The 25,079-nt window shown below is 36.2% G+C and carries 29 protein-coding genes and 3 pseudogenes; 14 read left to right on the top strand and 18 right to left on the bottom strand.

Annotated elements, in window-relative coordinates; genetic code table 11:
* On the bottom strand, nucleotides 1-708 hold a 708-nt coding region (locus tag A9G42_RS02525), incomplete at its 3' end, for an IS3 family transposase (protein ID WP_065652541.1).
* Nucleotides 708-965, bottom strand: coding sequence for a transposase (locus tag A9G42_RS02520; RefSeq protein ID WP_034909955.1), 258 nt, complete (start codon nucleotides 963-965; stop codon nucleotides 708-710). The genes A9G42_RS02520 and A9G42_RS02525, both read right to left, overlap by 1 nt.
* A 77-nt stretch (nucleotides 966-1,042) precedes the next feature.
* On the opposite strand from A9G42_RS02520, the pseudogene A9G42_RS02515 reads away from it, so the two are divergent.
* Nucleotides 1,043-1,384, top strand: a pseudogene (locus A9G42_RS02515) (transposase); the annotation flags it as partial.
* A gap of 380 nt (nucleotides 1,385-1,764) precedes the next feature.
* On the opposite strand, the gene A9G42_RS02510 reads toward A9G42_RS02515, so the two are convergent.
* The 6 genes and pseudogenes from A9G42_RS02510 to A9G42_RS13780 all read right to left on the bottom strand — a co-directional run bounded on the left by A9G42_RS02510 (nucleotide 1,765) and on the right by A9G42_RS13780 (nucleotide 5,810).
* Nucleotides 1,765-2,082 carry a hypothetical protein gene (locus A9G42_RS02510; RefSeq protein ID WP_065652539.1) on the bottom strand — a complete coding sequence of 106 codons (318 nt, stop codon included), beginning with the start codon at nucleotides 2,080-2,082 and terminating at the stop codon, nucleotides 1,765-1,767.
* Between the two features lie 9 nt (nucleotides 2,083-2,091).
* Nucleotides 2,092-3,354 (bottom strand): RHS repeat domain-containing protein, encoded by a 1,263-nt coding sequence (locus A9G42_RS13560; RefSeq protein ID WP_143426083.1) that lies wholly within the window; start codon nucleotides 3,352-3,354, stop codon nucleotides 2,092-2,094.
* Between the two features lie 88 nt (nucleotides 3,355-3,442).
* The gene (locus A9G42_RS02495) at nucleotides 3,443-3,781 is read right to left on the bottom strand and encodes a DUF7716 domain-containing protein (RefSeq protein WP_065652546.1); all 339 of its coding nucleotides are present in this window, start codon (nucleotides 3,779-3,781) and stop codon (nucleotides 3,443-3,445) included.
* A gap of 26 nt (nucleotides 3,782-3,807) precedes the next feature.
* Nucleotides 3,808-4,485 (bottom strand): annotated as a pseudogene (locus A9G42_RS14620) (RHS repeat-associated core domain-containing protein); the annotation flags it as partial.
* A gap of 140 nt (nucleotides 4,486-4,625) precedes the next feature.
* The gene (locus A9G42_RS02485; RefSeq protein ID WP_065588565.1) at nucleotides 4,626-4,976 is read right to left on the bottom strand and encodes a hypothetical protein; all 351 of its coding nucleotides are present in this window, start codon (nucleotides 4,974-4,976) and stop codon (nucleotides 4,626-4,628) included.
* A 3-nt stretch (nucleotides 4,977-4,979) separates the two neighbouring features.
* Entirely contained in the window at nucleotides 4,980-5,810 is an 831-nt protein-coding gene (locus A9G42_RS13780; protein WP_065588564.1) for an RHS repeat-associated core domain-containing protein, read from the bottom strand.
* Nucleotides 5,811-6,044: 234 nt separating this feature from the next.
* Here A9G42_RS13780 and A9G42_RS02475 point away from each other — a divergent pair, with 234 nt between their 5' ends.
* A complete protein-coding gene (locus tag A9G42_RS02475; protein ID WP_179854587.1) occupies nucleotides 6,045-6,275 on the top strand; it encodes a hypothetical protein in 231 nt (76 codons plus the stop codon).
* Nucleotides 6,276-6,315: 40 nt separating this feature from the next.
* Here A9G42_RS02475 and A9G42_RS02470 read toward each other — a convergent pair whose 3' ends face one another.
* The 3 genes and pseudogenes from A9G42_RS02470 to A9G42_RS14615 form a co-directional block, all read right to left on the bottom strand.
* Nucleotides 6,316-6,759 carry a hypothetical protein gene (locus tag A9G42_RS02470; protein WP_143426082.1) on the bottom strand — a complete coding sequence of 148 codons (444 nt, stop codon included), beginning with the start codon at nucleotides 6,757-6,759 and terminating at the stop codon, nucleotides 6,316-6,318.
* Nucleotides 6,744-6,929 (bottom strand): hypothetical protein, encoded by a 186-nt coding sequence (locus A9G42_RS02465; RefSeq protein ID WP_065652533.1) that lies wholly within the window; start codon nucleotides 6,927-6,929, stop codon nucleotides 6,744-6,746. The genes A9G42_RS02470 and A9G42_RS02465 overlap by 16 nt, the downstream gene beginning before the upstream one ends.
* Nucleotides 6,930-7,298: 369 nt before the next feature.
* A pseudogene (locus A9G42_RS14615) lies at nucleotides 7,299-7,841 on the bottom strand (RHS repeat domain-containing protein); the annotation flags it as partial.
* Between A9G42_RS14615 and A9G42_RS13545 the strand changes: the two are divergent.
* Complete coding sequence (locus A9G42_RS13545) at nucleotides 7,791-8,087, top strand: hypothetical protein (RefSeq protein ID WP_065652531.1); 297 nt, start codon at nucleotides 7,791-7,793, stop codon at nucleotides 8,085-8,087. The pseudogene A9G42_RS14615 and the gene A9G42_RS13545 sit on opposite strands and share 51 nt — an antisense overlap.
* Nucleotides 8,088-8,287: 200 nt before the next feature.
* Here the strand turns inward: A9G42_RS13545 and A9G42_RS02450 are convergent, their stop codons facing one another.
* On the bottom strand, nucleotides 8,288-8,629 hold the full coding sequence (locus tag A9G42_RS02450; protein ID WP_065652530.1) for a hypothetical protein: 342 nt from the start codon (nucleotides 8,627-8,629) through the stop codon (nucleotides 8,288-8,290).
* A 927-nt stretch (nucleotides 8,630-9,556) separates the two neighbouring features.
* Here A9G42_RS02450 and pgi point away from each other — a divergent pair.
* Nucleotides 9,557-11,206 (top strand): glucose-6-phosphate isomerase, encoded by a 1,650-nt coding sequence (gene pgi, locus A9G42_RS02445; protein ID WP_065652529.1) that lies wholly within the window; start codon nucleotides 9,557-9,559, stop codon nucleotides 11,204-11,206.
* A 78-nt stretch (nucleotides 11,207-11,284) separates the two neighbouring features.
* On the opposite strand, the gene crr is transcribed toward pgi, so the two are convergent.
* From crr to A9G42_RS02425, 4 genes are all read right to left on the bottom strand, one after another.
* A complete protein-coding gene (gene crr / locus A9G42_RS02440; RefSeq protein WP_065652528.1) occupies nucleotides 11,285-11,791 on the bottom strand; it encodes a PTS glucose transporter subunit IIA in 507 nt (168 codons plus the stop codon).
* Between the two features lie 9 nt (nucleotides 11,792-11,800).
* Nucleotides 11,801-13,528 (bottom strand): phosphoenolpyruvate-protein phosphotransferase PtsI, encoded by a 1,728-nt coding sequence (gene ptsI / locus A9G42_RS02435; protein WP_065567349.1) that lies wholly within the window; start codon nucleotides 13,526-13,528, stop codon nucleotides 11,801-11,803.
* A gap of 53 nt (nucleotides 13,529-13,581) precedes the next feature.
* Complete coding sequence (ptsH, locus tag A9G42_RS02430) at nucleotides 13,582-13,839, bottom strand: phosphocarrier protein Hpr (RefSeq protein ID WP_065567350.1); 258 nt, start codon at nucleotides 13,837-13,839, stop codon at nucleotides 13,582-13,584.
* 136 nt (nucleotides 13,840-13,975) lie between these two features.
* Complete coding sequence (locus A9G42_RS02425) at nucleotides 13,976-14,329, bottom strand: hypothetical protein (protein WP_065652527.1); 354 nt, start codon at nucleotides 14,327-14,329, stop codon at nucleotides 13,976-13,978.
* A gap of 114 nt (nucleotides 14,330-14,443) precedes the next feature.
* Between A9G42_RS02425 and A9G42_RS02420 the strand changes: the two genes are divergently transcribed.
* Together A9G42_RS02420 and pepP are read left to right on the top strand one after the other, a co-directional pair.
* The gene (locus A9G42_RS02420; protein ID WP_065567352.1) at nucleotides 14,444-14,986 is read left to right on the top strand and encodes a UPF0149 family protein; all 543 of its coding nucleotides are present in this window, start codon (nucleotides 14,444-14,446) and stop codon (nucleotides 14,984-14,986) included.
* Between the two features lie 32 nt (nucleotides 14,987-15,018).
* Nucleotides 15,019-16,338, top strand: coding sequence for a Xaa-Pro aminopeptidase (gene pepP / locus A9G42_RS02415; RefSeq protein WP_065652526.1), 1,320 nt, complete (start codon nucleotides 15,019-15,021; stop codon nucleotides 16,336-16,338).
* Between the two features lie 57 nt (nucleotides 16,339-16,395).
* On the opposite strand, the gene A9G42_RS02410 is transcribed toward pepP, so the two are convergent.
* Complete coding sequence (locus A9G42_RS02410; RefSeq protein WP_179854586.1) at nucleotides 16,396-17,223, bottom strand: TonB family protein; 828 nt, start codon at nucleotides 17,221-17,223, stop codon at nucleotides 16,396-16,398.
* A 154-nt stretch (nucleotides 17,224-17,377) separates the two neighbouring features.
* On the opposite strand from A9G42_RS02410, the gene ispB reads away from it, so the two are divergent.
* Both ispB and A9G42_RS02400 read left to right on the top strand, forming a co-directional pair.
* Nucleotides 17,378-18,364, top strand: coding sequence for an octaprenyl diphosphate synthase (ispB, locus tag A9G42_RS02405; RefSeq protein ID WP_065567355.1), 987 nt, complete (start codon nucleotides 17,378-17,380; stop codon nucleotides 18,362-18,364).
* Between the two features lie 118 nt (nucleotides 18,365-18,482).
* On the top strand, nucleotides 18,483-19,355 hold the full coding sequence (locus A9G42_RS02400; protein WP_065652524.1) for an EamA family transporter: 873 nt from the start codon (nucleotides 18,483-18,485) through the stop codon (nucleotides 19,353-19,355).
* Nucleotides 19,356-19,456: 101 nt separating this feature from the next.
* On the opposite strand, the gene ffh is transcribed toward A9G42_RS02400, so the two are convergent.
* A complete protein-coding gene (ffh, locus tag A9G42_RS02395) occupies nucleotides 19,457-20,827 on the bottom strand; it encodes a signal recognition particle protein (RefSeq protein ID WP_065652523.1) in 1,371 nt (456 codons plus the stop codon).
* 191 nt (nucleotides 20,828-21,018) lie between these two features.
* On the opposite strand from ffh, the gene A9G42_RS02390 reads away from it, so the two are divergent.
* The 6 genes from A9G42_RS02390 to galU all read left to right on the top strand — a co-directional run bounded on the left by A9G42_RS02390 (nucleotide 21,019) and on the right by galU (nucleotide 25,066).
* Entirely contained in the window at nucleotides 21,019-21,402 is a 384-nt protein-coding gene (locus A9G42_RS02390; protein WP_065638997.1) for a RidA family protein, read from the top strand.
* Between the two features lie 274 nt (nucleotides 21,403-21,676).
* A complete protein-coding gene (locus tag A9G42_RS02385; protein WP_065652522.1) occupies nucleotides 21,677-22,870 on the top strand; it encodes an amino acid aminotransferase in 1,194 nt (397 codons plus the stop codon).
* A 44-nt stretch (nucleotides 22,871-22,914) separates the two neighbouring features.
* Entirely contained in the window at nucleotides 22,915-23,046 is a 132-nt protein-coding gene (locus tag A9G42_RS13120; RefSeq protein WP_202984995.1) for an entericidin A/B family lipoprotein, read from the top strand.
* A 56-nt stretch (nucleotides 23,047-23,102) separates the two neighbouring features.
* Nucleotides 23,103-23,618 carry a hypothetical protein gene (locus A9G42_RS02380; protein WP_065652521.1) on the top strand — a complete coding sequence of 172 codons (516 nt, stop codon included), beginning with the start codon at nucleotides 23,103-23,105 and terminating at the stop codon, nucleotides 23,616-23,618.
* Entirely contained in the window at nucleotides 23,615-24,133 is a 519-nt protein-coding gene (locus A9G42_RS02375; RefSeq protein ID WP_065583025.1) for a DUF2569 domain-containing protein, read from the top strand. Before A9G42_RS02380 ends, A9G42_RS02375 begins: the two co-directional genes overlap by 4 nt.
* Nucleotides 24,134-24,151: 18 nt before the next feature.
* Nucleotides 24,152-25,066, top strand: a complete 915-nt coding sequence (gene galU / locus A9G42_RS02370) for a UTP--glucose-1-phosphate uridylyltransferase GalU (RefSeq protein WP_065652520.1) — start codon at nucleotides 24,152-24,154, stop codon at nucleotides 25,064-25,066.
* Nucleotides 25,067-25,079 lie beyond the last annotated feature (13 nt).

Raw genomic sequence — 25,079 nt, 5'->3', positions numbered from 1 at the left:
TAAGTTGTTAAAAAGATATAAATCGAGTACTTCAGTACGATAGGTACGATTAAATCGTTCAATATAGCCATTTTGATAAGGGCTACCGGGCTGGATATAATCAATGGTTATATCATGTGATTTAGCCCAGTTTATAAAGGTTTTTCCTGTAAATTCTGGCCCATTATCGACCCGTATTTTTAATGGATACCCATGATATTCGGCCAGTTTATCTAAGTAACGGGTAATCCTTCCTGCGGGTAAGCTTACTGCAATATCAATCCCTAATGCCTCACGATTAAAGTCATCGATGACATTGAATGTCCTAAAGCGACGTTGATTACGACTACTGTCACTCATAAAATCCATTGACCAACATTCACCTTGTTTATTGGGGACTAATAACCTTTCCGGACATCGTGGAGGAATGCGTTTTTTACGCTTTACCCTGAGATTAAGCTTTAATTCACAATACACCCGATATACCCGTTTATGATTCCATTGATAGCCAAGCTTTCTGATACGATGAAAACATTTAGGAAAGCCCCAGCGTAAATGCCGGTCTGTGATAGCATTCAACACCGAAACAATCACCGAGTCATCCTGCAACTTAGGTTGATAATAGTAAGCACAACGGCTTAAGCCAACAATAGCACAACTCATAACAATAGTAACCGAATGATTTTGTTGTAGTTGCTGTGCCCACGTTTTACGTGCCTTGGTGGGCACTAAAGCTTTTTTATGATTTCTTCCTGAAGCTGGGATTTTAAGCTCAGTTCGGCAAACATCTGTTTAAGCTTACGGTTTTCCGCTTCTAGCTCTTTTAAGCGTTTAATATCCGACGTTTCCATACCGCCGTATTTTTCTCGCCATTTATAGAAAGTTGAATTACCCATGCCATATTTACGGCACAGTTCTTTAACGGGAATACCCGCTTCAGCTTCTTTTAAAATAGCGACGATTTGATGTTCAGTCATTTTTTTCATCATTAAATCCTCTTTTACTTTTATCATAGAGAATTTTCTACTTTTTTGCTGTACTATTTTAGGGGATAGTTACAGATGCATTAGATGAACTTGAGAAAAAATGGGGCGATAAGTATCCAATCGTCATCCAATCATGGCGTCGTAAATGGGATAATTTATCAGCTTATTTCCGCTATCCTGAGCCTATTCGTAAGGTGATTTATACCACCAATGCTATTGAGTCAATTCATCGACAATTTCGTAAATTAACAAAGACAAAAAGCGGATTTCCTAATGAAAATAGCCTACTTAAGCTGCTGTATTTAGGGTTGCAAAATGCGGAGAAAAAATGGACAATGCCAATCCAAAATTGGAATTTAGCATTGTCACAATTGATGATATTTTTTCCTAATCGTCTTGATAATGTAATCTCTTTGTGAATTAAGCTGACACAGAATTATGAACAGTCTCCATTATTCATTATTTTGCCTTATAACTTTTGATATACTTTCAATTTCGATCAGTTCGTTAGTATTTTTATTTTTCACATATATACTTCCTGTACTATGTATCCGAGCTTCTTTTGCTAATTGTTTGTACTTAGAGGCAGTTTTACTTGTTATCTCATAAGGACGCCATTTTCCATTTGTCTTTTAACCACAAAGTCGACTCTACGTCGTTCACCTGTTATAGGGTTTTAACTGGTTTGGCACCCGTTCATTTTTTAGAATTTGATGGCAGAATCAATCGCTACCTTTAACTGGCAAATACACAAAATAATATAGAATGGTGTCTCTCAATTTTCTATCTAAATACTAATCTATTTATTTAATCTATCAATATCTATTCCTATCCATGATAATTCATTTGGATCTATATACCTATTCTGGGGATCAATATATCGAGGTAGCAATAAATCCTTTGCGGCATAATAGTATAAAATAGTTATAATATTTTTTTGTATTTCTTTTAAAGCTTCCTTATTCTCGCAACCAGTAATTCTGTAAACGTCCTCATCACTACAATTTTCTAAGACATAGTTAATACATGACTCATAAATCATTAATCCATCTTCAGAGACATCAATATGAAATTGATTTACAGTTCCTGAAGGATTTATATGTTCTAATAAATACATTTTTTCTCCCTAAAACTTCACATAATCACCAAATATATTTTTGAACTCATCAAATTCACTTTGCGTTAATGTTTGCCACCAGTTAGTATTTCGATTCATTCTATGCTGAACGTTTTTCTTAGATATCTCTCTTATCAAAGTAATAATCTCAGAACCATCTTTTCCTATTATATGAGCTCTGCCCTTTGGTCCTAATATAACCCAACGACCATCAGATTGTCTTAATATATCACTCGGGCGGGCATTTTGAAGATCATTAATAGTTTGGCCTACAGGTCTACCTTCTTTATGACGTTGAAGAGCATGCTTAGATTTCTTTGGTTTACAACTCCACCCCCTCCACGGATCCACCCAAGTCAACCCATTAGGCGCATACTGATACAGATTAAAACCACCCAGTAGCCCAATCGGGTCTGGCTGGGTAAAGCGTCCTATATCCGGATCATAATACCTGAAAGTATTGTAATGTAAGCCGGTTTCTCTGTCTAAATATTGTCCCTGATATCTGAGGTTTTGCTCTACTGATTCATGTTCGATTTCATGAATCCGTTTTCCCCAGAGCTGAAAGCTACATTCCCACAGTATTTTACCGTTTTTGTCGGTCAACTCTTCCGGACAGCCATTCAGGTCGGTGTGGAAGTAGCGGATATGTTGTTCATGGTTGCCGTCTGTGTCTATGCGTGCCAGTGGTTCGTAGCTGTTCTGGTCGGTATAGATATACAGGCTGGTAGGGTGATTCGGGCCGGTTTCCTGAATCATTCTTAAGCCGTCCCACAGGAAGCGGGTACGGTTGTAGGGTTGGCCGTCGCGGTCTATTTGATGCTTTTCGATACGCCGGCCTAAGGCGTCGTAGACGTAGCCGTAACGCTGGCTGCGGTTTAGTTGTTCGATGCGTACTTCGCTCAGGCGGTGTTCTCTGAAATGCAGGAGCTGGTTACAGCGAATCAGGTTGTAGTTGCTGTAGTCTTCTCGGTATTTGCTGTCCAGCAGGTTAGCGGCCGCATCGTATTGCAGAGTTTCCCAGTATCTCTGGTTGCGGCAGCCTTCGATTCTGCCGGTGCGATCATAGTAGTAATCGGTCTGCCCGTGTTTGCTGTGCTTTTTGCTTACCAGCCGGTCGAGGTTGTCGTACTGGTAGCTGCGTTCGATGAGGATATCGGGCAGGATGGGATTCTGATTGCGCTGTATCTGTTTGCGTTGCAGACGGCTGTTGCGGTCGTATTTGAACTGGGTGTTCAGGCGTCCTTGGGTGCGTGATATTTCGCGGTGCAAGCGGCCGAAGCCATCGCTATAAAAACGAGGCTTTGACTAAATAATATATTCCTGTTATTTAAATAACTTATATTATAATTGCAAAAATTTAGAGATCTAAAAAATTATCATATTCAGAGTAATAATTTAAAGCTTTTATAAATTCATCTGTAGTAGCTAACGGTTTTTGATCTATAACTGAATCTATTACATCAGCAAATTGCTGACCAGAATAAAGATAGTTTAGTTTCTTTTTTAACGCATGAGGTGGATAAATTTCTTTTCCATTATCATCTACATCTGGATAGTCATCAATATAATAACTTTTATTACTTAACAAGTCTTCATCTGATTCACCATATATACAAAAGTCATCACCTCTTTCAATATTGCCTTTCACATAAGAAATAATATCCTTTATTGGATAAAGATTACCTTTAACAAGCATAGTATTCATACTCCGTAATAAAAAATTTAACACAGTTTCTTACCAGTAAAGCCATTTAACTTTCCTTTTCGCCCTTGAGTACCTCCACCCCATATATCACGCCCACCTTTTCCAGAAGGATGATATAAAGCGTGGTTTTTATTATGATCTTTTCTATCGACCAAAACAAGTCTATTTGTATCTTCATGGTGATGCCATGTTAACCCTGGTGGACTTATATTTTTCTTTCCGTTTTTCATCCAATTAGAAAGTTCTGGATATCTTTTAAGCATATCTTTCCTAAAAACAGCATCCTCATTCATTTTTTTGATGAATTCTTTATTTGCTCTGTTAAATTGAACGGCATCACTTGAGTATCTATTGGTTGGGTCAACAGAATGATCAAAAAATATATTGTATTTACCATTATTTGGTCTTGTTGCAAGTCCCAAAGGATCCACCCAAGTCAACCCATTCGGCGCATACTGATACAGATTCAAACCACCAGCTAAACCAATCGGATCTGGCTGGCTAAAGCGACCTATATCCGGATCATAATACCTGAAAGTATTGTAATGTAAGCCGGTTTCTCTGTCTAAATATTGTCCCTGATATCTGAGGTTTTGTTCTACTGGTTCGTGTTCGATTTCATGAATCCGCTTTCCCCATAACTGAAAGCTACATTCCCACAGTAATTCGCCGTTTGCATCGGTTAGTTCTTCCGGTACTTTCTAGTATTAATGAATAGCCTTTTATTTTGTTAAATATTTATTGACTAAACATTTTTCTTAATAAATTATGATAATAACACCCCTAAATACCAATTCAAGACGTATAAAGATTTAGATCTAATATTGTTTAGATCTTACTTATCTGTATTTTCATCTTTTCTAATACTTTCTCTAAATTTATTAAGTCCAACACTTGAAAAATCATCAATATACACTAATGTCGGTATGCCGGTTTTATTATTTACTTCTCTTAGCCATTCACAAAAATTATCAAATATAATATCGTCACATTCCTCTTGTAATAAAAATCCACCATCCGTATGTGAGTCATGTAATTGGTCTAAAGCACAAATAAATTCATCTTTATTTTTAATGAGCCAACTCATAGGTAGTTTAGTCATAATACCTATTAGCTTTAGTTCATCATTATAATCTAAAAGGGATGGTCTATTTTTCAAAAAATTGTATAGTATATTCTCGTTCATAAATTAATATCCTGATCCATCTAATGGAATATGAGCTGCATTTCTATCACTGTCAAATTTTCCCCATGTTCCATCTGTTCTATAACTTTGCTTATTTGTAGTATTTGTAATCCTAGCCGTTGGGCCATTTGCTGAATTTGACGTTGGCCATTTTGATTGTGCAACAGGATTCATGCCATGTCCATGTACTTTATATCCTTCACCTTCATACTTAAATCCACCTTTGGGGAAACGATTAGGATCAGCATGCCAAGTATTTGGTATTCCTCCTTGTGTGGCCCATGCATCTATGTCTGCTTTATTCACCCTCCCATTTCTAACTAATTCTGATGGATCAGTTGGGCGTTTGGTAAAACGTCCTGTTTCATTATTACGCCAACGATTCGACTTACTATTAAAACTACAGCTCAACCCAAGTGGATCGACCCAAGTCAACCCATTAGGCGCATACTGATACAGATTAAATCCACCCAGCAACCCAATCGGGTCTGGCTGAGTAAATCTACCTATATCCGGATCATAGTACCTGAAAGTATTGTAATGTAGGCCGGTTTCTCTGTCTAAATATTGTCCCTGATATCTGAGGTTTTGCTCTACTGATTCGTGTTCGATTTCATGAATCCGCTTTCCCCATAACTGAAAGCTACATTCCCACAGTATTTTACCGTTTTCGTCGGTCAGCTCTTCCGGACAACCGTTCAGGTCAGTGTGGAAGTAGCGGATATGTTGTTCTTGGTTGCCGTCTGTATCTATGCGCGCCAGTGGTTCGTAGCTGTTCTGGTCGGTATAGATATATAGGCTGGTGGGGTGATTTGGGCCGGTTTCCTGAATCATTCTTAAGTCGTCCCACAGGAAGCGGGTACGGTTGTAAGGTTTGCCTTCGCGGTCTAACTTCTGTTTTTCGATACGTCGGCCAAGGGCGTCATAGAGGTAGCGGTATCGTTCGGTTTTGTTGAGCTGTTCGATGCGTACTTCGTTCAGGCGGTGTTCGGCATCATAGTGGTAATGCTGGGTAGCACCGGTGGTCTGTTTACTGGCAGTTCTGCCGTGCTCGTCATAGCGGTAGTGATGGCTTCTGAAATGCAGCAACTGGTTACAGCGAATCAGGTTGTGGTTGCTGTAGTCTTCTCTGTATTTGCTGTCCAGCAGGTTGGCGGCGGCATCGTATTGCAGGGTTTCCCAGTATCTCTGGTTGCGGCAGCCTTGGATTCTGCCGGTGCGATCATAGCGGTAATCGGTCTGGCCGTGTTTGCTGTGTTTTTTGCTGATAGTGAACCAATGATTTGGCTGCCATTATAGTTGAAAAATCTAAACTACATAAATATATAATTTATAAAATTCATTTTAACTTACTTAACATCAAAATTATTTCCTTATAATCATTTTTGTAAAAATCATTTTTAGCTTTATTATACATTTTTTCAAAAGAAGCTATAAATTTATCTAAATAATTGTTTGGAATGCATTCATTACGATTTAAAATCTTTTTTATTTCAATGTAAAAGTTTCTTTCTGATTTCGCTTTTGGACTGATATTTAAAATTGATAAGATATAATCCCATTTTTTATCCTCCATATAAAACTGTGGGAAATTAGTAATAAATAAAGAAACATAGTAATCTATTTTCTTAACATTTTTCAATTCATTAAAAAATTTAAAAAAATTATCTAAAGGGGGGAGATTATATCCTTTTATCATATTTCCTATGCAAGATACTATATTTATAGTAGCTTCTTTGGTTAAATTTTCATTTTTATACAAGTATATTAATTTTTCAGCCAATGCAACATCGGAAAAAATTCTTTATAATACAAAGATCTTTCTTTTCTGCTAAATTTTTCTAAATCAGATATTAGCTCTGATAGTTCTATAAGATCATTTTCTCTATCCCAACTTTTAATTTTGTAAGCAAGAATATTCAAAATGTCGATATTTTTTTTTAATTGTGTCATCTAGCATATTCCTTTACCGATAAATTTACCATTACTTTTCACATTCATTGTATAGCCCTTAGAAAGAATACTTTCAATTTTAGCTTGGCTGAGCAATATTCTTCCATTTGCTAATTTGTCTGGCTTATAACTATGATAAAACCCACCATCTTTTCTTATAGCATTAAGCATATTGGAATTACCTGATTTATGGAATAATGCGGATCCCTCTAAATTTCTTGCTTCTATTCTATTCTCTAGTCCATCTACAAATCTGACTTTGCTAAATATTTTTCCGTCTCTAACATGTTCCATTACTCTTTCTTGGACTGATCTATCAGTTATTCCATAATACACAGTCTCACCAGAAGAATTTATTAATTCATAGAAAGACCATAAGCCCCACGGATCAATCCAAGTCAACCCATTAGGCGCATACTGATACAGATTAAAACCACCCAGCAACCCAATCGGGTCTGGCTGGGTAAATCTACCTATATCCGGATCATAGTACCTAAAAGTATTGTAATGTAGGCCGGTTTCTCTGTCTAAATATTGTCCCTGATATCTGAGGTTTTGCTCTACTGATTCGTGTTCGATTTCATGAATCCGCTTTCCCCATAACTGAAAGCTACATTCCCACAGTATTTTACCGTTTTCGTCGGTCAACTCTTCCGGTGCACCATTCAGATCGGTGTGGAAGTAGCGGATATGTTGTTCATGGTTGCCGTCTGTGTCTATGCGTGCCAGTGGTTCGTAGCTGTTCTGGTCGGTATAGATATACAGGCTGGTGGGGTGATTCGTGCCGGTTTCCTGAATCATTCTTAAGCCGTCCCACAGAAAGCGGGTACGGTTGTAGGGTTTGCCTTCACGGTCTAGCTGATGCTTTTCAATACGCCGGCCAAGGGCATCGTAAACATACCCATAACGCTGGCTGCGGCCTGTTTGCTCAATGCGTACTTCGCTCAGGCGGTGGTCGGCGTCGTAGTGATAGTGCTGGGTTGCGCCGATGGTCTGTTTGGTCTGGGTTCTGCCGTGCTCGTCATAGCGGTAGTGGTGGCTTCTGAAATGCAGGAGCTGGTTACAGCGGATCAGATTGTGGTTGCTGTATTCTTATCTGTATTTGCGATCCAATATGTTTGCGGTGACATCATATTGCAGGGTTTCTCGTATCTTTGATTGCGACAGCCTACAATTTTGCCGGTGCGATCATAGTAGTAATCGGTCTACCCATGTCTGCTGTGTTTTTTGCTTACCAGTCGGTCAAGGTTGTTACATTAATAATTATGCTAATCATTAGAGTTTGAGCTAGTACATACAATTATCTTATTGGAAAATTAGCTTTTATATGTTGATGACTATAGCCTTTCATTTTTTAATTAGCTTTTAGTTTTTCGAATTTTAGCTAAACCTTTTTCTAAGCGACTTATATTTTTATACTTATCGGGAACTGTACTTTTAGCGAGATATTTATACCATTCATCTACAGTAGTTTTGAATAATTCTAAGCCTTCTTGAGTAACGTTTGATATCTTAATAACAGTATCAGTTTTTAATTTTCCTGTATCATCAAAAGGTTCAAGACCAATTAATAATTCATTATTTTTTAAAAAGTTTAATAAGGCTGTTGAACTTTGAATAATATCCTCTTGCCATTGCTTACTTTTATTTCTCGTAAGTAATAATGGAATATTATGTAAGGTAAAATCAATTTTGCTCATTACTTTACTCCAATAACAGTTGATACATCATCTAATTGTGTTAATTGATTGGTATTTTTATTTTTCACAAAATCACCCCAGCTTCGCCGATCTTGAATAGGTTACACTAATTCATACAACTAGGAATGGCAACACCTATTCAAACAACAAAATTGCGGTTTGATGTATTTGGTAACGTTTAACTGTGCACTTAGATGTCAATGATAGTGACTTCATTACCCGAACAATGTGACAACGCGAAACGCAGATGGCTAATTGTTCTAAGGCAAAATGAATTCACCTAGAGCTATAAGATTGACAGCTACAATTGTAGGCCGTCAATATTTCTTCTGCATAATATGAGGTAGGTTTATATTTTGTAGCTTTGCACTGATATTAGGCATGATGCCTTGATATTCCTAAGTAGCGATATAATGCCACAATAGGATAACGTGTTGATTATTTTTTAGAATTTTGATTTTCGCACCATTGTTAGTGCAGCCTGCTTTAGGATTTCGTTTTTCGTACGCAGCTGTTTAAGTTTTTTGCGTAAGGCATTAATTCATTTTGTTTTGGAGTGCGATTACCCTTAGAGCTAAATGAGTTACTTTTACTAGATTGATTTATCTAGCGTTCTAAAGCAAATGGTGTGAGATCCTATTTTTTGACCAAATCATTGCGTGATTTCCCCTTGCGATAACATTTCACTATTCGCGATTTGAAATTAGCGCTGAAAGTTTGTCTTGGACGTTTTTGTTAATTCATATACTTTGCTTTTTTGGAGTTAAATTTATCTTGCCCCTTAAAAAAGTTATATGAATTAGTATAGCCTATCCAATATCAATTATTTTCAATAACACTTAATTTATCCGATAAGATCCTTATCTTGCATCATACTGGGCATAGTTATATTATGGATGTAGAGTTATATTATTTAAGGAATAAGTTATGTTAAAGTCAATTGATCCAACTACGACCCATTCTTGGAAATCTCTTCAAGCTAGCTATGAAAAACATCACAGCAAAACAATTGCACAAATATTAAAAGAGGAAGCTAAACGAGTTGAAAACCTCAGCATTCCTTTTGAAGATGAGTTTTTGGTTGATTTATCCAAAAATAGGATAACGCAAGAAACGTTAGAACTACTCTATAAATTAGCTGATGAATGCGATCTATCTGGTGCAACTAAAGCTATGTATAGTGGTGAAAAAATTAATCGTACAGAGGATCGTGCTGTATTGCATGTCGCGCTTCGTAATGTATCAAACACCCCAATTTATGTTGATGGTAAGAATGTGATGGATGATGTTAATGCAGTATTGGCAAAGATGGAATCATTCAGTAAAAAAATCATTAGTGGCGAATGGAAAGGTTATACTGGAAAAGCGATCACTGATGTTGTAAATATTGGAATTGGTGGTTCAGATCTGGGTCCTCATATGATTACCGAAGCGCTGCGTCCTTACAAAAACCATTTAAATATGCATTTTGTTTCAAATGTTGATGGTACACATATTGTTGAAGCTCTTAAAGGTTTAAATCCTGAAACTACTTTATTTTTAGTGGCGTCTAAAACCTTTACTACTCAAGAAACCATGACTAATGCACAAACGGCACGAGCATGGTTACTTGATGCAGCTCAAGATGATAAAGCCGTTGCTTTACATTTTGTTGCGCTTTCAACTAATGCTAAGGAAGTTGAAAAATTTGGTATTGATACCGCTAATATGTTTGAATTTTGGGATTGGGTTGGTGGACGTTATTCATCTTGGTCTGCCATTGGTTTATCGATTGTGTTATCAATCGGTTTTGATAATTTCAAACAATTTCTAGCTGGTGGGCATGCTATGGATAAACACTTCCAAAGCGCGCCAATTGATAAAAATATCCCAACTTTACTGGCGTTAATTGGTATTTGGTACAACAATTTTTGTGGTGCAGAAACCGAGGCGATTTTACCTTATGATCAATATATGCACCGTTTTGCGGCTTATTTCCAACAAGGTAATATGGAGTCAAATGGTAAGAGTGTCGATCGAAGTGGCAATAAAACACCTTATACTACCGGCCCAATTATTTGGGGCGAACCGGGAACTAATGGTCAGCATGCGTTTTATCAATTAATTCATCAAGGGACTAAACTGATTCCTTGTGACTTTATTGCGCCAGCGATTAGCCATAATCCTATTGGTGATCATCATCCAAAATTATTGTCCAACTTTTTTGCACAAACTGAAGCTTTAGCTTTTGGTAAAACAGCACAGCAGGTTGAGCAAGAATTTATTGCTTCTGGCAAAAATCTTGATGAAGTGAAATCCGTTGTGCCGTTTAAAGTGTTTGATGGCAATAAACCCACCAATTCAATTTTAGTCAAAAAAATTACGCCTTATTCACTTGGTGCATTAGTTGCGATGTATGAGCATAAGATCTTTACCCAAGGTATTATTTTAAATATCTTTAGTTTTGACCAATGGGGGGTAGAACTTGGTAAGCAATTAGCTGGACGTATCTTACCTGAGCTAGCGGACAATAAACCAGTGAGCTCTCATGATGAGTCGACAAACAACTTAATTAACCAATATAAAAAGTGGCGTTAAGAAGTCTCAAGAAATAAAGTGCTTAAATATAAAGAAAAAACCTTCAGTTTCCACTGAAGGTTTTTTTATCAACAATGATTATTGTTTTTTAACTCGCATGATCGGTGTTTGACCCGCTTCAACTGAGCCTGATAATTTAGTTAGTTCGGCAACAGTTTCCATGTTTGAAATAACCACAGGTGTTAATACTGATTTGGCTTTACTTTCAAGTAGAGGTAGATCAATCTCAATAATTGTATCACCAATTTTAACTTGCTGGCCTTCTTCGGCAACACGAGTAAAGCCTTCACCTTTTAGTTCTACTGTATCAATGCCAAAGTGAACGAAAAGCTCAATGCCTTCGTCTGATTCAATAGCAAAAGCATGATTGGTTTCAAATATTTTGCCAATTTTACCATTTAATGGCGCAACAATCTTGTTACCAGAAGGTTTGATTGCAATACCATCACCAACGATTTTTTCAGCAAAAACCACATCTGGTACATCTTCGATTTTGACAATTTCGCCACTTAAGGGGGCAATAATTTCGATGCCATTTTTATTATCATCGGATACGAATTGTTTAATTTTATCGAATAGACCCATTATTGTCTCCTAACAAATTTGCTTTTCAGCAGTATAATTTTCAATTAAATCAATAATTTCTTTGGCGGTTGCTTTTTCTAATGCAGTATCAGCAAATTTTTTCGCCTCTTCATAATTTGTATTACGAATTAATTTTTTAATTTTAGGAATTGATACTGCGCTCATACTAAATTCATCAAGCCCCATACCAAGTAATAAAATTGTCGCTCTTTCATCACCAGCAAGTTCGCCACACATACCAGTCCATTTTCCTTCTTTATGAGAAGCATCTATAACATTTTTGATTAGTGTTAGTACTGAAGGTGAAAATGGGTTATAAAGATGAGAAATCAATTCATTACCACGATCAACGGCAAGCGTATATTGTGTTAAATCATTGGTTCCAATACTAAAGAAATCGACTTCCTTGGCTAAGTGATGTGCAATTACAGCGGCTGCTGGCGTTTCAATCATTACACCAATTTCAATATTTTTATCAAACGCTTTACCTTCAGCATTTAATTGTTCCTTAAGGATATTGATTTCAGACTTTAATATGCGGATTTCTTCTACAGAAATAATCATTGGGAACATAATGCGCAATTTACCAAATGCTGATGCACGTAAAATTGCACGTAATTGTGCATGAAGCACTTCTTTACGATCTAAACAGATACGAATTGCTCGCCAACCTAAGAATGGATTTTCTTCTTTTGGTAAATGCATATATGGGACATCTTTATCACCACCAATATCCATGGTGCGTACAATCACAGATAAACCATTTGTTGATTCAGCTACTTCTTTATATGCTTTAAATTGTTCTTCTTCGTCAGGATACGCTTCACGATCCATAAATAAGAATTCTGTGCGGTATAAACCAACACCTTCATAACCATTACGTTCAGCACCAGCAATATCCCGTACTGTACCAATATTGCCACAAATTTCTACTTGGTGACCGTCAAGGGTTACAGCGGGTAGATCTTTTAATTTAGCAAGTTCTTCTTTGTCACTAAGGTATTTAGCTTGAACTTGTTTTAACTTTTCTTGAGTAGTGTGATCTGGGTTGATATAAATAGCATTATTGATCGCATCTAGAATAATGAAATCACCTTGTTTGATTGCTTGAGTTGCATTAGATGTGCCAACGATAGCAGGGATTTCTAAAGAACGAGCCATAATTGAGGTATGCGAGGTGCGCCCACCAGCATCAGTAATAAAACCCAATACCATTTCTAAGTTTAGTTGAGCTGTTTCAGACGGCGTTAAGTCAGTTGCAACTAAAATACATGGCTGGCTAATAGCACTTAAGTCAACAATTTCAATACCTAAAATATTTTTTAGTAATCGTTTACCGATATCACGAATATCTGCAGCACGTTCTTTTAGATATTCATCATCTAAATTTTCGAGCTCTTTAGCTTGAGTTTCAAAAACAGATTGAACAGCAGCATCAGCGCTTGAGTGCTTACTTTGAATACGAGAAATAACTTCTTGTTCAAGATCTTCATCTTCAAGAAGCATAATATGCCCTTCAAAAATGGCCGCTTTATCTTCTCCTAATGTTGATTTCGCCCGTTCCATGATCGCATGAAGTTGTTTGCTTGATTTTTCTCGAGCTTCCTTAAAGCGCTCAATCTCAGCGTCAATCTTGTTATCAAGAATTTGTCTATTGCTAATAACAATAGGTTCTTCTTTTAATAATAGCGCTTTAGCAAAAGCGATACCTGGGGAAACAAGTGTACCTGATACCATAACATTTAATCCTTATTCAATTTTAAAACCATTCATAGCTAATCGGGAGTTATTTATTCCAACTCAGGAATTAATTTTACTAAGTGATCAACAGCTTCTTTTTCGTCTTCGCCTTCAGCTTCAATAGTAATAGTTGTGCCTTGTGATAAAGCTAATGTTTGTAATTTAAATAGGCTTTTAGCGCTTGCACTTTTGCCATTAGATGTGACCGTGATTTCTGCGTTAAAGTTTTTTGCTTCTTTAACAAATTGTGCAGCAGGGCGGGTATGAAGACCGTTAGATGCTGTAATGGTTACATCTTGTTTATACATATTATTTTACTCCCAAAATATTTTCATTCTAGCGACCAATATAAATAAAAACAGCCTGAAAGGCTAGTAAGATTTCATATATCTTTTATATTAGGTCAATCGTATTATCTTAATTTATTAAGATAGTCATATTTGATCAATACTGATAGATACGCGTGATCTTATCACTGCATTTTTTAAATTCTACCTGTCCATGAATCCCATGTTTTATATTTTCAAAAACCATTTCTTCACTACCATCAAGCTGTGATGCTCGTATCTCTTCTCTACAGAAAGTTTCAAATCGTTGTAATTCTTGCTCACTATCACCTAATTTATAAGCTTTAGGTAAATCTTGACCTGTTACATTAGTATGTATTTTGTTTCGCACATCAAGGACAATCATACCTTTATTTGATAGAAATAAGCCACAGGCAGTTAATGATAATGATAATCCTACAAAAAATAATAGCTGCAGAAACAATTTCATGGTTAATTCTACAATGTTCAAAATAATTCCTTTATAAAGTGCAGGAACCTGTTTATTATTTATAATTATATACTAATAATCAGAGAAAGTGCAGAGTACATTTTTTTATGATGCAATAAGACTAAGGTGAAGTTTATGTCAAATGCGATTAATTATGACGAATTTAATGGTCAACTAATTCAAAATAAAATAGGTATTACCGCAGCCGAACTGCACGGTTTTCTTTCAGGCATATTAGCTGGCGGTAATTTTGATGAAAGTTGGCATCCATTGGTTGAAGATATGTTAAACAATGGTCAAAAAATGCCCGCATCATTAGATGAAAAAATAAGCCATCTTTATACGCTTACCAAACAACAATTCTTTGAAGAAGATTTCAGCTTCCAATTATTACTAAGTGATAAGGATTTATATGCGCAGCTTGATGATCTAGTCGGCTGGGTGAATCATTTCTTGCTTGGCATTGGACTTGTACAACCTAAAATTAACCACATCAAAGGTGATGTTGGTGAGGCTATTTATGATCTTCGCCAAATTGTTAAATTGGGTTATGATGAAAATGAAGATCAGCAAGAACTTGGTTTTGCTTTTGAAGAAATAAAAGAGTATGTTCGCATAACTTCGATGCTATGTTTTGATGAATTTAATGAGCCAGATATTCGCCCAACAATCCATTAATAATAGTAATTACATACCTCAAGGCAATTATAATGATAAACACCGATATCAAAACAGAACTCTTGGCACGGCGAGAGAAATTATTAGCCGAAATGGTGCCAAATAGTATTGCTCTTTTTTTTGCAGCTCCAGAAGTTGTACGTAGTAATGATACGCATTACCCATATCGACAAAATAGTGATTTTTGGTATTTTACTCTTTTTGCCGAACCAGAAGCGGTTTTTGTGGTCATTAAACAAAAGGATAATACACCGAAATATGTATTATTTAACCGCAAAAAAGATGCTTTGGCAGAAATATGGACAGGTTACCGTTTAGGGCAGCAAGCCGCATTAAAGACTATATTTATTGATGAGGCATATTTATTTGATGAAATTGATAGGATATTACCTGATTTATTAAATGGTAAAACGGCAGTTTATCATGCTGATCAACAGTATGCATATGCAGATGGTATTGTGGATCATGCGATTAACACCTTACGACAAGGTAGTAGAATGAATTTATCTGCGCCTAATTGTAAAATTGATTGGCGTCCTATCGTCCATGAAATGCGCATGGTTAAATCAGATTTTGAAATAGAACTTTTACGTCAAGCTTGCAAGATTAGTGCAAAAGCTCATATTAGCGCTATGCAAAAATGTCAACCGAATATGCATGAATATCAATTAGAGGCCGAAATTTTACATGAGTTTGCTTGGCATGGCGCCCGCTCACCGTCTTATAATACTATTGTAGGTAGTGGTAATAATGGTTGCATTTTACATTATGAAAATAACAGTGATCAGTTAAAAGATGGTGATTTAGTTTTGATTGATGCGGGTTGTGAATACCAATACTATGCAGGAGATATTACACGCACTTTTCCGATTAATGGTAAATTTAGCCAAGCTCAGCGTGAAATTTATGACATTGTTTTAGCATCACAATATCAAGCTATTAAATTATTTAAGCCAGGCACATCAATTATGGATGTGAATAATCATGTTGTTAGAACGATGGTAGAGGGTTTAGTTAAATTAGGTATTATGCAAGGAGATATAGATACTTTAATTACTAACAAAGCCTACACTCACTATTATATGCATGGTTTAGGACATTGGTTAGGCATAGATGTGCATGATGTTGGTAGTGATCGCAGCCGCATTTTAGAGCCAGGTATGGTATTAACAGTTGAACCTGGGCTTTATATTAACCAAGATGCAAATGTGCCGGCACAATATAAAGGCATAGGCATTCGGATTGAAGATAATATTTTAATTACTGAGTCAGGTAATGAAGTATTGACCTCTGATGTGCCCAAAGATCCAGTAAAAATTGAAAAATTGATGGCAAACAAATTTGCTTATTAGTTGTATCGTTGCCATAATTTCTTAATTGAAGTTATGGCTTTTCCATCGACATCACTATTAATCTAGACTAATTGATTTATCGCGATTAAAGATAATTTTTATTTTTAAATCTTTGCTAGCAATTGGTTGATATTTCCAACTTTTCATGGCGTTGATTACTGAACGATTAAAAATATTATTAGGGTTGGCCTCTATTATTCGAATATTTTCAACCCGCCCATCTTTGTTAACATCAAACATAGCAATCACATAACCTTCTAAACGCATATCAAGCGCTCGCCGTGGGTATTCGGGTTGATTTCGTCTAATTGGCGAAGGGTTGCCTGAATATCGATGACTATCTGAAATCTTTGGGGCTACGGAAGTATTAGCGACATTTTCACTGGCAACCTCTTGCCTGACTTGTTGACGTGAAGCTTTTTGGGCTGGTGAGCGTTTTTTCTTCGGTTTTGATTCTTTTTTCACCACGATGTTCTTTTGGGGATCTACAGTAGGTTTGTCGGGTGTTTTTTCAACAATAGGATCGATTGTTTCTTCTTTAACGACTTCTGGTTCAACAACTGGATCAGTGGGAATTTCTTCAATCGGTTTATTATCAATAATTTCTTTATTTTCCATACCTTTAATATCGGGGTTATTTTCTACTAATGATTGCTCGGGAGCTGCCAATTGCGATAAATCGACCATAACAGCTTTAATTGCATTATCGCCTTCATCAATAACAATATTTTCAGTAAATAAGGCCGAGCTAAACAGTAGCGCAAATAATACAAGATGTGATACTACAGAAGCCGATGTACATATATAGCGACTCTTAGGCTTCTTTTTAGTAGGGCTCAAAGGAGCCTTAGCATTATCTATGTCTATATCAAAGTTAATCTTCATAGCAATAATCATTTTTAACTTAAGTTAAGTATTCTAGATGAAAATGCTTATCATTTGTAGCATTTTTTGAAATATGATAGATAAGACCTTGTTGCATCATGATATTTATCAGATAATAGAAAATAGATATCTATTATTTGTAATGGTTAGGCTGATGAACACTCCGTCAATGAATCAAATACTCGATCTTGTTAAAGACGATTTAATAAAAGTAAATCAAGCTATACAAGCAGAACTTAGTTCTGATGTGGCTTTAATTAATCAGTTAGGTAATTACATCATTAGTAGTGGTGGAAAGCGCATACGCCCTGTTATTGCATTATTAATTGCTAAAGCACTTCACTATCAAGGCGATAAACATATTATCACAGCAGCTTTTATTGAATTTATTCATACTGCCACTTTATTGCATGATGATGTTGTTGATGAGTCTGACTTACGCCGTGGTAAATCGACCGCTAATGCAATTTTTGGTAATGCTGCAAGTGTGCTTGTTGGTGATTATATTTATACACGTTCTTTTCAAATGATGGTGCGTACAGAATCTTTTAAAGTATTGACGATCATGTCGGCGGCAACAAATGTGATTGCTGAAGGTGAAGTACAACAATTGATTAATTGTAACGATCCCGATATCACGAAAGAACAATATTTAGATGTTATTTATCGTAAAACCGCACGTTTATTTGAGGCGACCGCGCATTCTGCTGCGGTCTTAGCTGGTGCAAACGAGCAACAAGAGATTGCTTTGCAAGAGTATGGCAAATATTTAGGTACAGCTTTTCAAATCATTGATGATCTACTCGATTATAGCGCTGATAGCAACCAAAAATTAGGTAAAAATTTAGGCGATGATCTTAACGAAGGTAAACCAACCTTACCGCTTTTACATGCAATGCGCCACACTAAAAATGCTCAAGATGCAACTTTAATTCGTCAAGCAATAGAGCAAGGTAATGGGCGAAATTTATTAGATCGTATATTACAAATCATGGATGAATGTGGGTCGCTAGATTTTACGTTACAAACCGCTCAAGAAGAGGCTCAAAAAGCGTTTGATGTTGTCGCTATTTTACCCGATTCACCCTATAAACAAGCATTACAAGATCTTGCCTTATTGTCAGTAAAAAGAGAGAACTAATTAACAGATAAACTAGTCTGTTATTAGTTAATTTTATGTTCAAGTGCATGCCTACTTAAAATGCTTTGTCACCCGTTGTATATGCAATAATTTCAAAGTTCAATTATGGTAATTCTGTATGCTTAGAAGATTTTTGCCTATTTTTTTTATTTTAATTTCAATGATTTCGGTTCAAGGTAGCGCATCTATAGCCAAATATTTGTTTCCTATTCTCGGACCTCAAGGAATGACTGCTTGGCGGTTATTTTTTTCGGCAATTTTGTTAGTTTTGATATTTAAACCATGGCGCAAAGCCATGACCAAAAAAGCATTGAAATACATTTTTTTATATGGCATATCAATTGGTTGTATGAATTTAGCTTTTTATAATGCGATTGCAAGAATTCCGATAGGTATTGCTGTTGGTATTGAACTCACTGGACCTATTGTAGTGGCAATGTGCTCTTCTCGAAAAGTGCTTGATTTTATTTGGTTAGGTGTTGCCGTTGTCGGCCTTGCTATGCTTTTGCCTATTCATCAAGCATCAAACCATTTAGATCCCATTGGGATTTTATATGCGCTATTAGCAGGAAGTGGTTGGGCATGTTATATCTTATTTGGGCGTAAAGCTAGCGCCCTTCATGGTTCATCAAGTGTCGCAATTGGGTCGGTTATTGCTTCGTGCTTTTTATTTCCTATCGGTATCTGGCAAACTGGTAGCGCCATGTTTTCATTAGAACTTATTCCGATGGTTTTTGTCGTTTCATTATTAGCATCGGCAATTCCTTATGGGTTAGATATGATGGCCTTGCCTAAATTACCGGCTAAAACATTTAGCACATTAATGAGTTTATCGCCCGTTTTTGCAGCACTTTCTGGACTGATTGTGTTACATGAACAATTAACCTACTATCAGTGGTTAGCAATTGTTTTTATCATTATATCGTCGATGGGGACAGTACTTGCAATCAGTCAACCGACAAAGCTTAAATCGACTAGATCAAGCAATTAACGGTAATACCGTGCTGTTGCGAGCACGGTAATCTTTGCAGAAAACTTTTAGTTAAAGATAGGACAAGCTATTTTTTAGCTAAAAACAGTGTATATGGTGATTTAACGAGGTGGGAATCCCATGCCTCCTCCGCCCATTAATCCTTTCATTTGGCGCATCATTTTCATCATGCCTCCACCTTTCATTTTCTTCATCATTTTTTGCATATCTTCGAACTGTTTTAATAGTTTATTGACATCTTGAACTTGAGTTCCTGAACCATTTGCAATGCGACGTTTGCGCGATCCTTTAATAATTTCAGGGTTAGCGCGTTCTTTTAATGTCATTGAACCAATAATTGCTTCCATTTTTATGGTAATTTTATCATCCATTTGAGCTTTGATGTGATCTGGAAGTTGACCAACACCCGGTAATTTAGCCAGCATTGCTCCGATTCCGCCCATATTACGCATCTGTTTGAGTTGATCTTGAAAATCGTTAAAATCAAATTTGTCGCCTTTTTTTAGCTTTCTAGCAATTTTTTCAGCTTTTTCGCGATCGACATTACTTTGTAGTTCTTCAATTAAAGAGATGACATCTCCCATCCCCAAAATTCGTGAAGCAATACGGTCTGGGTAAAATGGCTCTAACGCATCAGTTTTTTCTCCCATCCCTAAAAATTTAATTGGTTTACCTGTGATATGGCGAATAGATAATGCTGCCCCACCACGAGCATCACCATCAACTTTGGTTAAAATCACACCAGTGAGTGGTAAAGCATCGTTGAATGCTTTAGCTGTGTTTGCTGCATCTTGCCCTGTCATAGCATCAACCACAAACAATGTTTCAATTGGATTAATTGCTTGATGTAGTGCTTTGATTTCATCCATCATGTCATTATCAATGTGCAAACGACCAGCGGTATCGACAATGAGCACATCAAAAAATTGCAATTTTGCATGGGAAATTGCTTTATTAACAATATTAACAGGCTTTTCAGTAATATCAGATGGGAAGAATTCGACATCAATCGCTTTAGCCAGTGTTTCTAACTGTTTAATTGCAGCTGGTCGATAAACGTCCGCAGACACAACTAGCACTTTCTTTTTTTGTTTTTCTTTTAGGAATTTAGCTAGTTTAGCGACACTGGTTGTTTTACCTGCACCTTGTAATCCTGCCATTAACATGACAGCGGGAGGCTGGGTTGCCAAATTAAGTGAACTATTGACTTCCCCCATTGCGCTTGTCAGCTCGGCTTGAACTATTTTAATGAATTCTTGACCAGGTGTAAGACTTTTGCTGACATCTAAGCCAACAGCTTTTTCTTTAACTTGATTAATAAAGTCACGAACCACAGGCAGTGCAACATCAGCTTCAAGTAATGCCATACGCACATCGCGTAGTGCATCTTTGATATTGTCTTCAGATAATCGCCCACGGCCACTGATATTGCGGAATGTCTGTGATAAACGGTCGGTTAAATTCTCAAACATATTAACTCTCGTAATAAATAAAAAATTACGATTATCATATCAGAAAATTACCATAAGTCCCACGATCATAATTTTGCGTTGACTTGACACCAAATTGTGTTCCTGTTGAAATGAGGGAAGAGAAAAAGATCACATTGATTATTTTAATAATTAAAAAAGCAAATAATAGATTAAAAAGGAGAAAATCGAATATGGCAAAAGTAATTAGCACTGACAAAGCACCTGCGGCTATTGGCCCTTATGTTCAAGCTGTCGATTTAGGTAATATGTTATTTGCCTCAGGGCAAATCCCACTGGATGCCGCCACAGGTGAAATGCCAAGTTGTGTGAAAGAACAAACCAAACAAAGTTTAGCCAATGTAAAAGCAATTGTCACTGCGGCAGGTTATCAAGTCAATAATATCGTAAAAACAACTATTTTTTTAGCTGATATGAATGATTTTGCTGCGGTAAATGCGGTATACGAAGCATTTTTTACTGAAAATAATGCGTCTTTTCCAGCTCGCTCTTGCGTGCAAGTTGCTCGAATTCCTAAAGATGCTAAAGTCGAAATTGAAGTTATTGCTGCTAAATAAATTTGCTTACCTGATTAGCACCAAAAGGTGCTAATTTTTGTCAAAAAGTTTCAGGAAACCATACGTTTTAGTATAAAAAAGCGGGTTAAAACACGTTATATTTTTAGTTATCTCATCTATTACTTTTTACTATCAAAAATACAGTCATTTTCTAACCAAAAATCAAATTAATTATTTATTGTTAAACTGCTATTTAATGATTGATTGCCAATAAAGTTGGTGCAATAATCTACAAATATTTATTGTTGTTTTTTGTGCCAATTGGATTGTGAACATGTTTGAAAAAGTAGAATCGTATGCAGGGGATCCCATTTTATCGTTAGTCGCTGAGTTTATGAATGATAGCCGAGATAATAAAACGAATTTAAGTATTGGTTATTATTATGATGAAAACAGCGTCGTTCCCCAATTGCAATGTATAAAAACTGCTCGTGATGATATTTATCATCTCAATCAAGGTGCACAGCTGTATTTGCCGATGAGTGGTTTACCCGCTTATTGCCAAGCAATTCAATCATTATTATTTGGTGACGACCATGTGGCTTATCAAAACAAACGTATTGCAACGATACAAACATTAGGTGGATCTGGTGCACTTAAGGTGGGGGCAGATTTTTTATATCGTTATTTTCCAAATTCACAAGTATGGGTCAGCGATCCAACATGGGAAAATCATACCGCTATTTTTAGCGGTGCAGGGTTTAAGGTAAACAAATATCCCTATTTTGATGAGCAAACTTGTGGCGTAAAATTTGAAGCAATGCTTGAAACATTAAATCAACTACCAGCTAAAAGCATTGTGTTACTTCATCCTTGCTGCCATAACCCGACCGGTGCTGATTTAACACATACGCAGTGGGATAAAGTGATTGAGGTGTTAAAGGCCAGTGATCTTATTCCATTTATGGATATTGCTTATCAAGGTTTTGGCGAAAGTATTGATGATGATGCTTATGCGATTCGAAAAATGGCAGAGACAGGCTTGTGTGGATTTGTTAGTAACTCATTTTCGAAAACATTTTCACTCTATGGTGAACGTGTCGGCGGATTATCTGTTTTATGTGATAACAGTCAAGCCGCTGGTCGCGTATTAGGGCAGTTACAAGCTACTGTTCGCCAAAATTATTCAAGTCCATCAGCTTATGGTGCGCAGTTAGTTAGTTATGTATTAAATCATCCAGAGCTTAAAGCGCAATGGTTTAAAGAAGTCGAATCAATGAGAAATCGCATTGTAACCATGCGATCAACTCTGGTTGAATTATTAAAAAAAGCTGTACCTGATCGTAATTTTGATTATTTGGTTAAACAGCGAGGCATGTTCAGTTATACCGGTTTTAATAAAGAGCAAGTTACACAATTGAAAGATAATTTTGCTGTTTATTTGGTGGGCAGCGGAAGGATGTGTGTAGCGGGTTTAAATCACCATAATATCGATCGTGTGGCAGAAGCATTTGCTACATTAAAATAAACATGTTACTAAAAGGAGTATATTTTATGTTCCATAAAGTGTTAATGTTAATATTAGGTATAGTAATGGCAACTTTAGTTGTTGGATGTAACACCGTTAAAGGTGTTGGTCAAGATGTTGAATCGGGCGGAAAGGCTATTTCACATACCGCCGAAAAAGTAAGTGATAAAATGTAACTAAGGTTATATATGTCTAGCAATATTTTCGCTTTTTAACTATTTTTAGAGTAAAAATGTTACGTAATTTGTTTATAGTTACATTGTTTTTACTTATTGGGTGCGGTTCGTTAAACTATCGAACTGCACCTTTAACGCTGGAAAATTGCCAGTATTCAAACCTATCAGGTCTTGAATTTTTATTAAATAAACTCCCCTCAAATACACAAAATTATCAACGTGTTTATATTGCCCAAAGCCGAGAAAGCAAACATTTACCAAGTCATTATGCCGGAATAAAAGGTAAATTAACTGATCAAATTTTGGTACGAGATTATCCCAAAGAAACATTTTGGCGAACTCCAAATTTGTTCGAAAGGGCTTCTTTATATGATGATGGATACGATGACCTTTATATCAGTAAAGCTCAAAAAGAAGCGCGTGACCGTAAAGCCAAATTCGTAGTAAGACAAGCTGTATTGCAGAATTGCCAAATCGTTTATATCGCTATTGATTCTTTAGCCAAAGATAGGGATAATCCTTCACTCATTGAATCTAATGATTTATCAATCATTAAAAAGGCGCAAAAATGATCAAGGGAAAAGAACTTAAAGGATTAGGCGGTTGGCTAATTTTAGTTGGTATTGAATTATTTTTTTATTTTATTTTTATTGGATATGTTATTTTTTCTAGACTAAATGTGATTAATTTTATCGACGTGTGGACACAATTATTGGATCCCTACACGGAAATGCAAACAGTTCATTTGGGGCTGTTTATTTTAGGTGACATCGGTCTAAATTGTTTATTTTTGCTTTTAAACGCTTATATTATATTTTTATATTTTACTAAAAGTTATAAATTTCCTAACTTTTTTATTATATTTAGTAGCAGTTTTATTGTTTTTAAGCTAATTCAAAGATGTTGGTATTTTTTTATCGTGTTACCATTTGAATTTAAATTCGAGTTTTCTCTTATAAAAGATATTGTTATAGCAATCATTTATACCTGTATTTGGATTGCTTATATGTTAAAGTCAGTGCGAGTCAAAAATACATTTGTTAATGATCGCCGTAGTGACGATACCTATAGCTCCACTGTTAGTTAATTGTATTAAGGAAATAAAATGACATTAAATTTAGACAGTTCAACCAATAAAAAAGTCAAAAAAGCCGTTATCCCTGTTGCAGGTTTGGGTACACGCATGTTACCTGCAACAAAAGCAATTCCCAAAGAGATGCTTCCGGTTGTTGACAAACCACTGATTCAATATGTGGTTAAAGAGTGTATTGCAGCTGGCATAACTGAGATTATTTTTGTAACCCACTCATCAAAAAACTCAATTGAAAACCATTTCGATACCAGTTTTGAATTAGAAGCCATGTTAGAGGCTCGTGTTAAACGTCAGTTATTGCAAGAAGTACAAGGTATTTTACCTAAACATGTCACAATAACCAGTGTTCGCCAAGGTTTGGCTAAAGGGCTGGGTCATGCAGTGTTATGTGCTTATCCTTTGGTGGGCGATGAACCATTTGCTGTCGTTTTACCTGATGTGATTATTGATGAGTATGAAAGTGATTTAACCAGCGATAATTTAGCCGCAATGATTAATAATTATCATGAAACCAAACATAGCCAAATCATGGTTGAGCCAGTGCCCAAGGAATTAGTCTCTTCTTATGGTATTGTTGATTGCCGTGGTGAAGTATTATCTGCAGGCAATGTTGCACAAATGTATAGTGTTGTTGAAAAACCTTCTATTGAAGATGCACCATCAAACCAATCTGTGGTCGGGCGTTATGTTCTATCTGAAAAGATCTGGCCGTTACTTGCTAAAACACCATTAGGTGCTGGTGGTGAAATTCAATTGACCGATGCAATTGCCATGCTACTTGAAGAAGATAGTGTTGATGCTTATTGCATAAAAGGTCGTAGCCACGACTGTGGTAACAAACTCGGTTATGTGCAAACCTTTGTTCAATACGCAATGCGCCACAAAAGTTTAGGTAAAGATGTTAAAGCGTGGTTAAAAACCATTTAATTTTCTTAGGATA

The organism is Gilliamella sp. Nev6-6 (assembly GCF_001690605.1).
GTDB classification, from domain to species: Bacteria; Pseudomonadota; Gammaproteobacteria; order Enterobacterales; family Orbaceae; genus Gilliamella; species Gilliamella apicola_C.
This window is presented reverse-complemented; position numbering and strand designations above follow the sequence as displayed.

What these genes read in the sequence shown, in the direction of transcription:
- A9G42_RS02380 (WP_065652521.1), top strand. Translation starts at nt 23,103, where the DNA reads ATGTTACGTAATTTGTTTATAGTTACATTGTTTTTACTTATTGGGTGC.
- A9G42_RS13545 (WP_065652531.1), top strand. Translation starts at nt 7,791, where the DNA reads ATGCTTTTCAATACGCCGGCCAAGGGCATCGTAAACATACCCATAACG.
- ptsH (WP_065567350.1), bottom strand. Translation starts at nt 13,839, where the DNA reads ATGTATAAACAAGATGTAACCATTACAGCATCTAACGGTCTTCATACC.
- A9G42_RS13780 (WP_065588564.1), bottom strand. Translation starts at nt 5,810, where the DNA reads ATGATTCAGGAAACCGGCCCAAATCACCCCACCAGCCTATATATCTAT.
- A9G42_RS02385 (WP_065652522.1), top strand. Translation starts at nt 21,677, where the DNA reads ATGTTTGAAAAAGTAGAATCGTATGCAGGGGATCCCATTTTATCGTTA.
- A9G42_RS02520 (WP_034909955.1), bottom strand. Translation starts at nt 965, where the DNA reads ATGAAAAAAATGACTGAACATCAAATCGTCGCTATTTTAAAAGAAGCT.
- A9G42_RS02475 (WP_179854587.1), top strand. Translation starts at nt 6,045, where the DNA reads ATGGCTTCTGAAATGCAGCAACTGGTTACAGCGAATCAGGTTGTGGTT.
- A9G42_RS02375 (WP_065583025.1), top strand. Translation starts at nt 23,615, where the DNA reads ATGATCAAGGGAAAAGAACTTAAAGGATTAGGCGGTTGGCTAATTTTA.
- A9G42_RS13120 (WP_202984995.1), top strand. Translation starts at nt 22,915, where the DNA reads ATGTTAATATTAGGTATAGTAATGGCAACTTTAGTTGTTGGATGTAAC.
- A9G42_RS02465 (WP_065652533.1), bottom strand. Translation starts at nt 6,929, where the DNA reads ATGACACAATTAAAAAAAAATATCGACATTTTGAATATTCTTGCTTAC.
- A9G42_RS02450 (WP_065652530.1), bottom strand. Translation starts at nt 8,629, where the DNA reads ATGAGCAAAATTGATTTTACCTTACATAATATTCCATTATTACTTACG.
- A9G42_RS02510 (WP_065652539.1), bottom strand. Translation starts at nt 2,082, where the DNA reads ATGTATTTATTAGAACATATAAATCCTTCAGGAACTGTAAATCAATTT.
- A9G42_RS02390 (WP_065638997.1), top strand. Translation starts at nt 21,019, where the DNA reads ATGGCAAAAGTAATTAGCACTGACAAAGCACCTGCGGCTATTGGCCCT.
- A9G42_RS02420 (WP_065567352.1), top strand. Translation starts at nt 14,444, where the DNA reads ATGTCAAATGCGATTAATTATGACGAATTTAATGGTCAACTAATTCAA.
- ptsI (WP_065567349.1), bottom strand. Translation starts at nt 13,528, where the DNA reads ATGGTATCAGGTACACTTGTTTCCCCAGGTATCGCTTTTGCTAAAGCG.
- A9G42_RS02410 (WP_179854586.1), bottom strand. Translation starts at nt 17,223, where the DNA reads ATGAAGATTAACTTTGATATAGACATAGATAATGCTAAGGCTCCTTTG.
- ispB (WP_065567355.1), top strand. Translation starts at nt 17,378, where the DNA reads ATGAACACTCCGTCAATGAATCAAATACTCGATCTTGTTAAAGACGAT.
- pgi (WP_065652529.1), top strand. Translation starts at nt 9,557, where the DNA reads ATGTTAAAGTCAATTGATCCAACTACGACCCATTCTTGGAAATCTCTT.
- A9G42_RS02400 (WP_065652524.1), top strand. Translation starts at nt 18,483, where the DNA reads ATGCTTAGAAGATTTTTGCCTATTTTTTTTATTTTAATTTCAATGATT.
- A9G42_RS02495 (WP_065652546.1), bottom strand. Translation starts at nt 3,781, where the DNA reads ATGCTTGTTAAAGGTAATCTTTATCCAATAAAGGATATTATTTCTTAT.
- galU (WP_065652520.1), top strand. Translation starts at nt 24,152, where the DNA reads ATGACATTAAATTTAGACAGTTCAACCAATAAAAAAGTCAAAAAAGCC.
- ffh (WP_065652523.1), bottom strand. Translation starts at nt 20,827, where the DNA reads ATGTTTGAGAATTTAACCGACCGTTTATCACAGACATTCCGCAATATC.
- pepP (WP_065652526.1), top strand. Translation starts at nt 15,019, where the DNA reads ATGATAAACACCGATATCAAAACAGAACTCTTGGCACGGCGAGAGAAA.
- A9G42_RS02485 (WP_065588565.1), bottom strand. Translation starts at nt 4,976, where the DNA reads ATGAACGAGAATATACTATACAATTTTTTGAAAAATAGACCATCCCTT.
- crr (WP_065652528.1), bottom strand. Translation starts at nt 11,791, where the DNA reads ATGGGTCTATTCGATAAAATTAAACAATTCGTATCCGATGATAATAAA.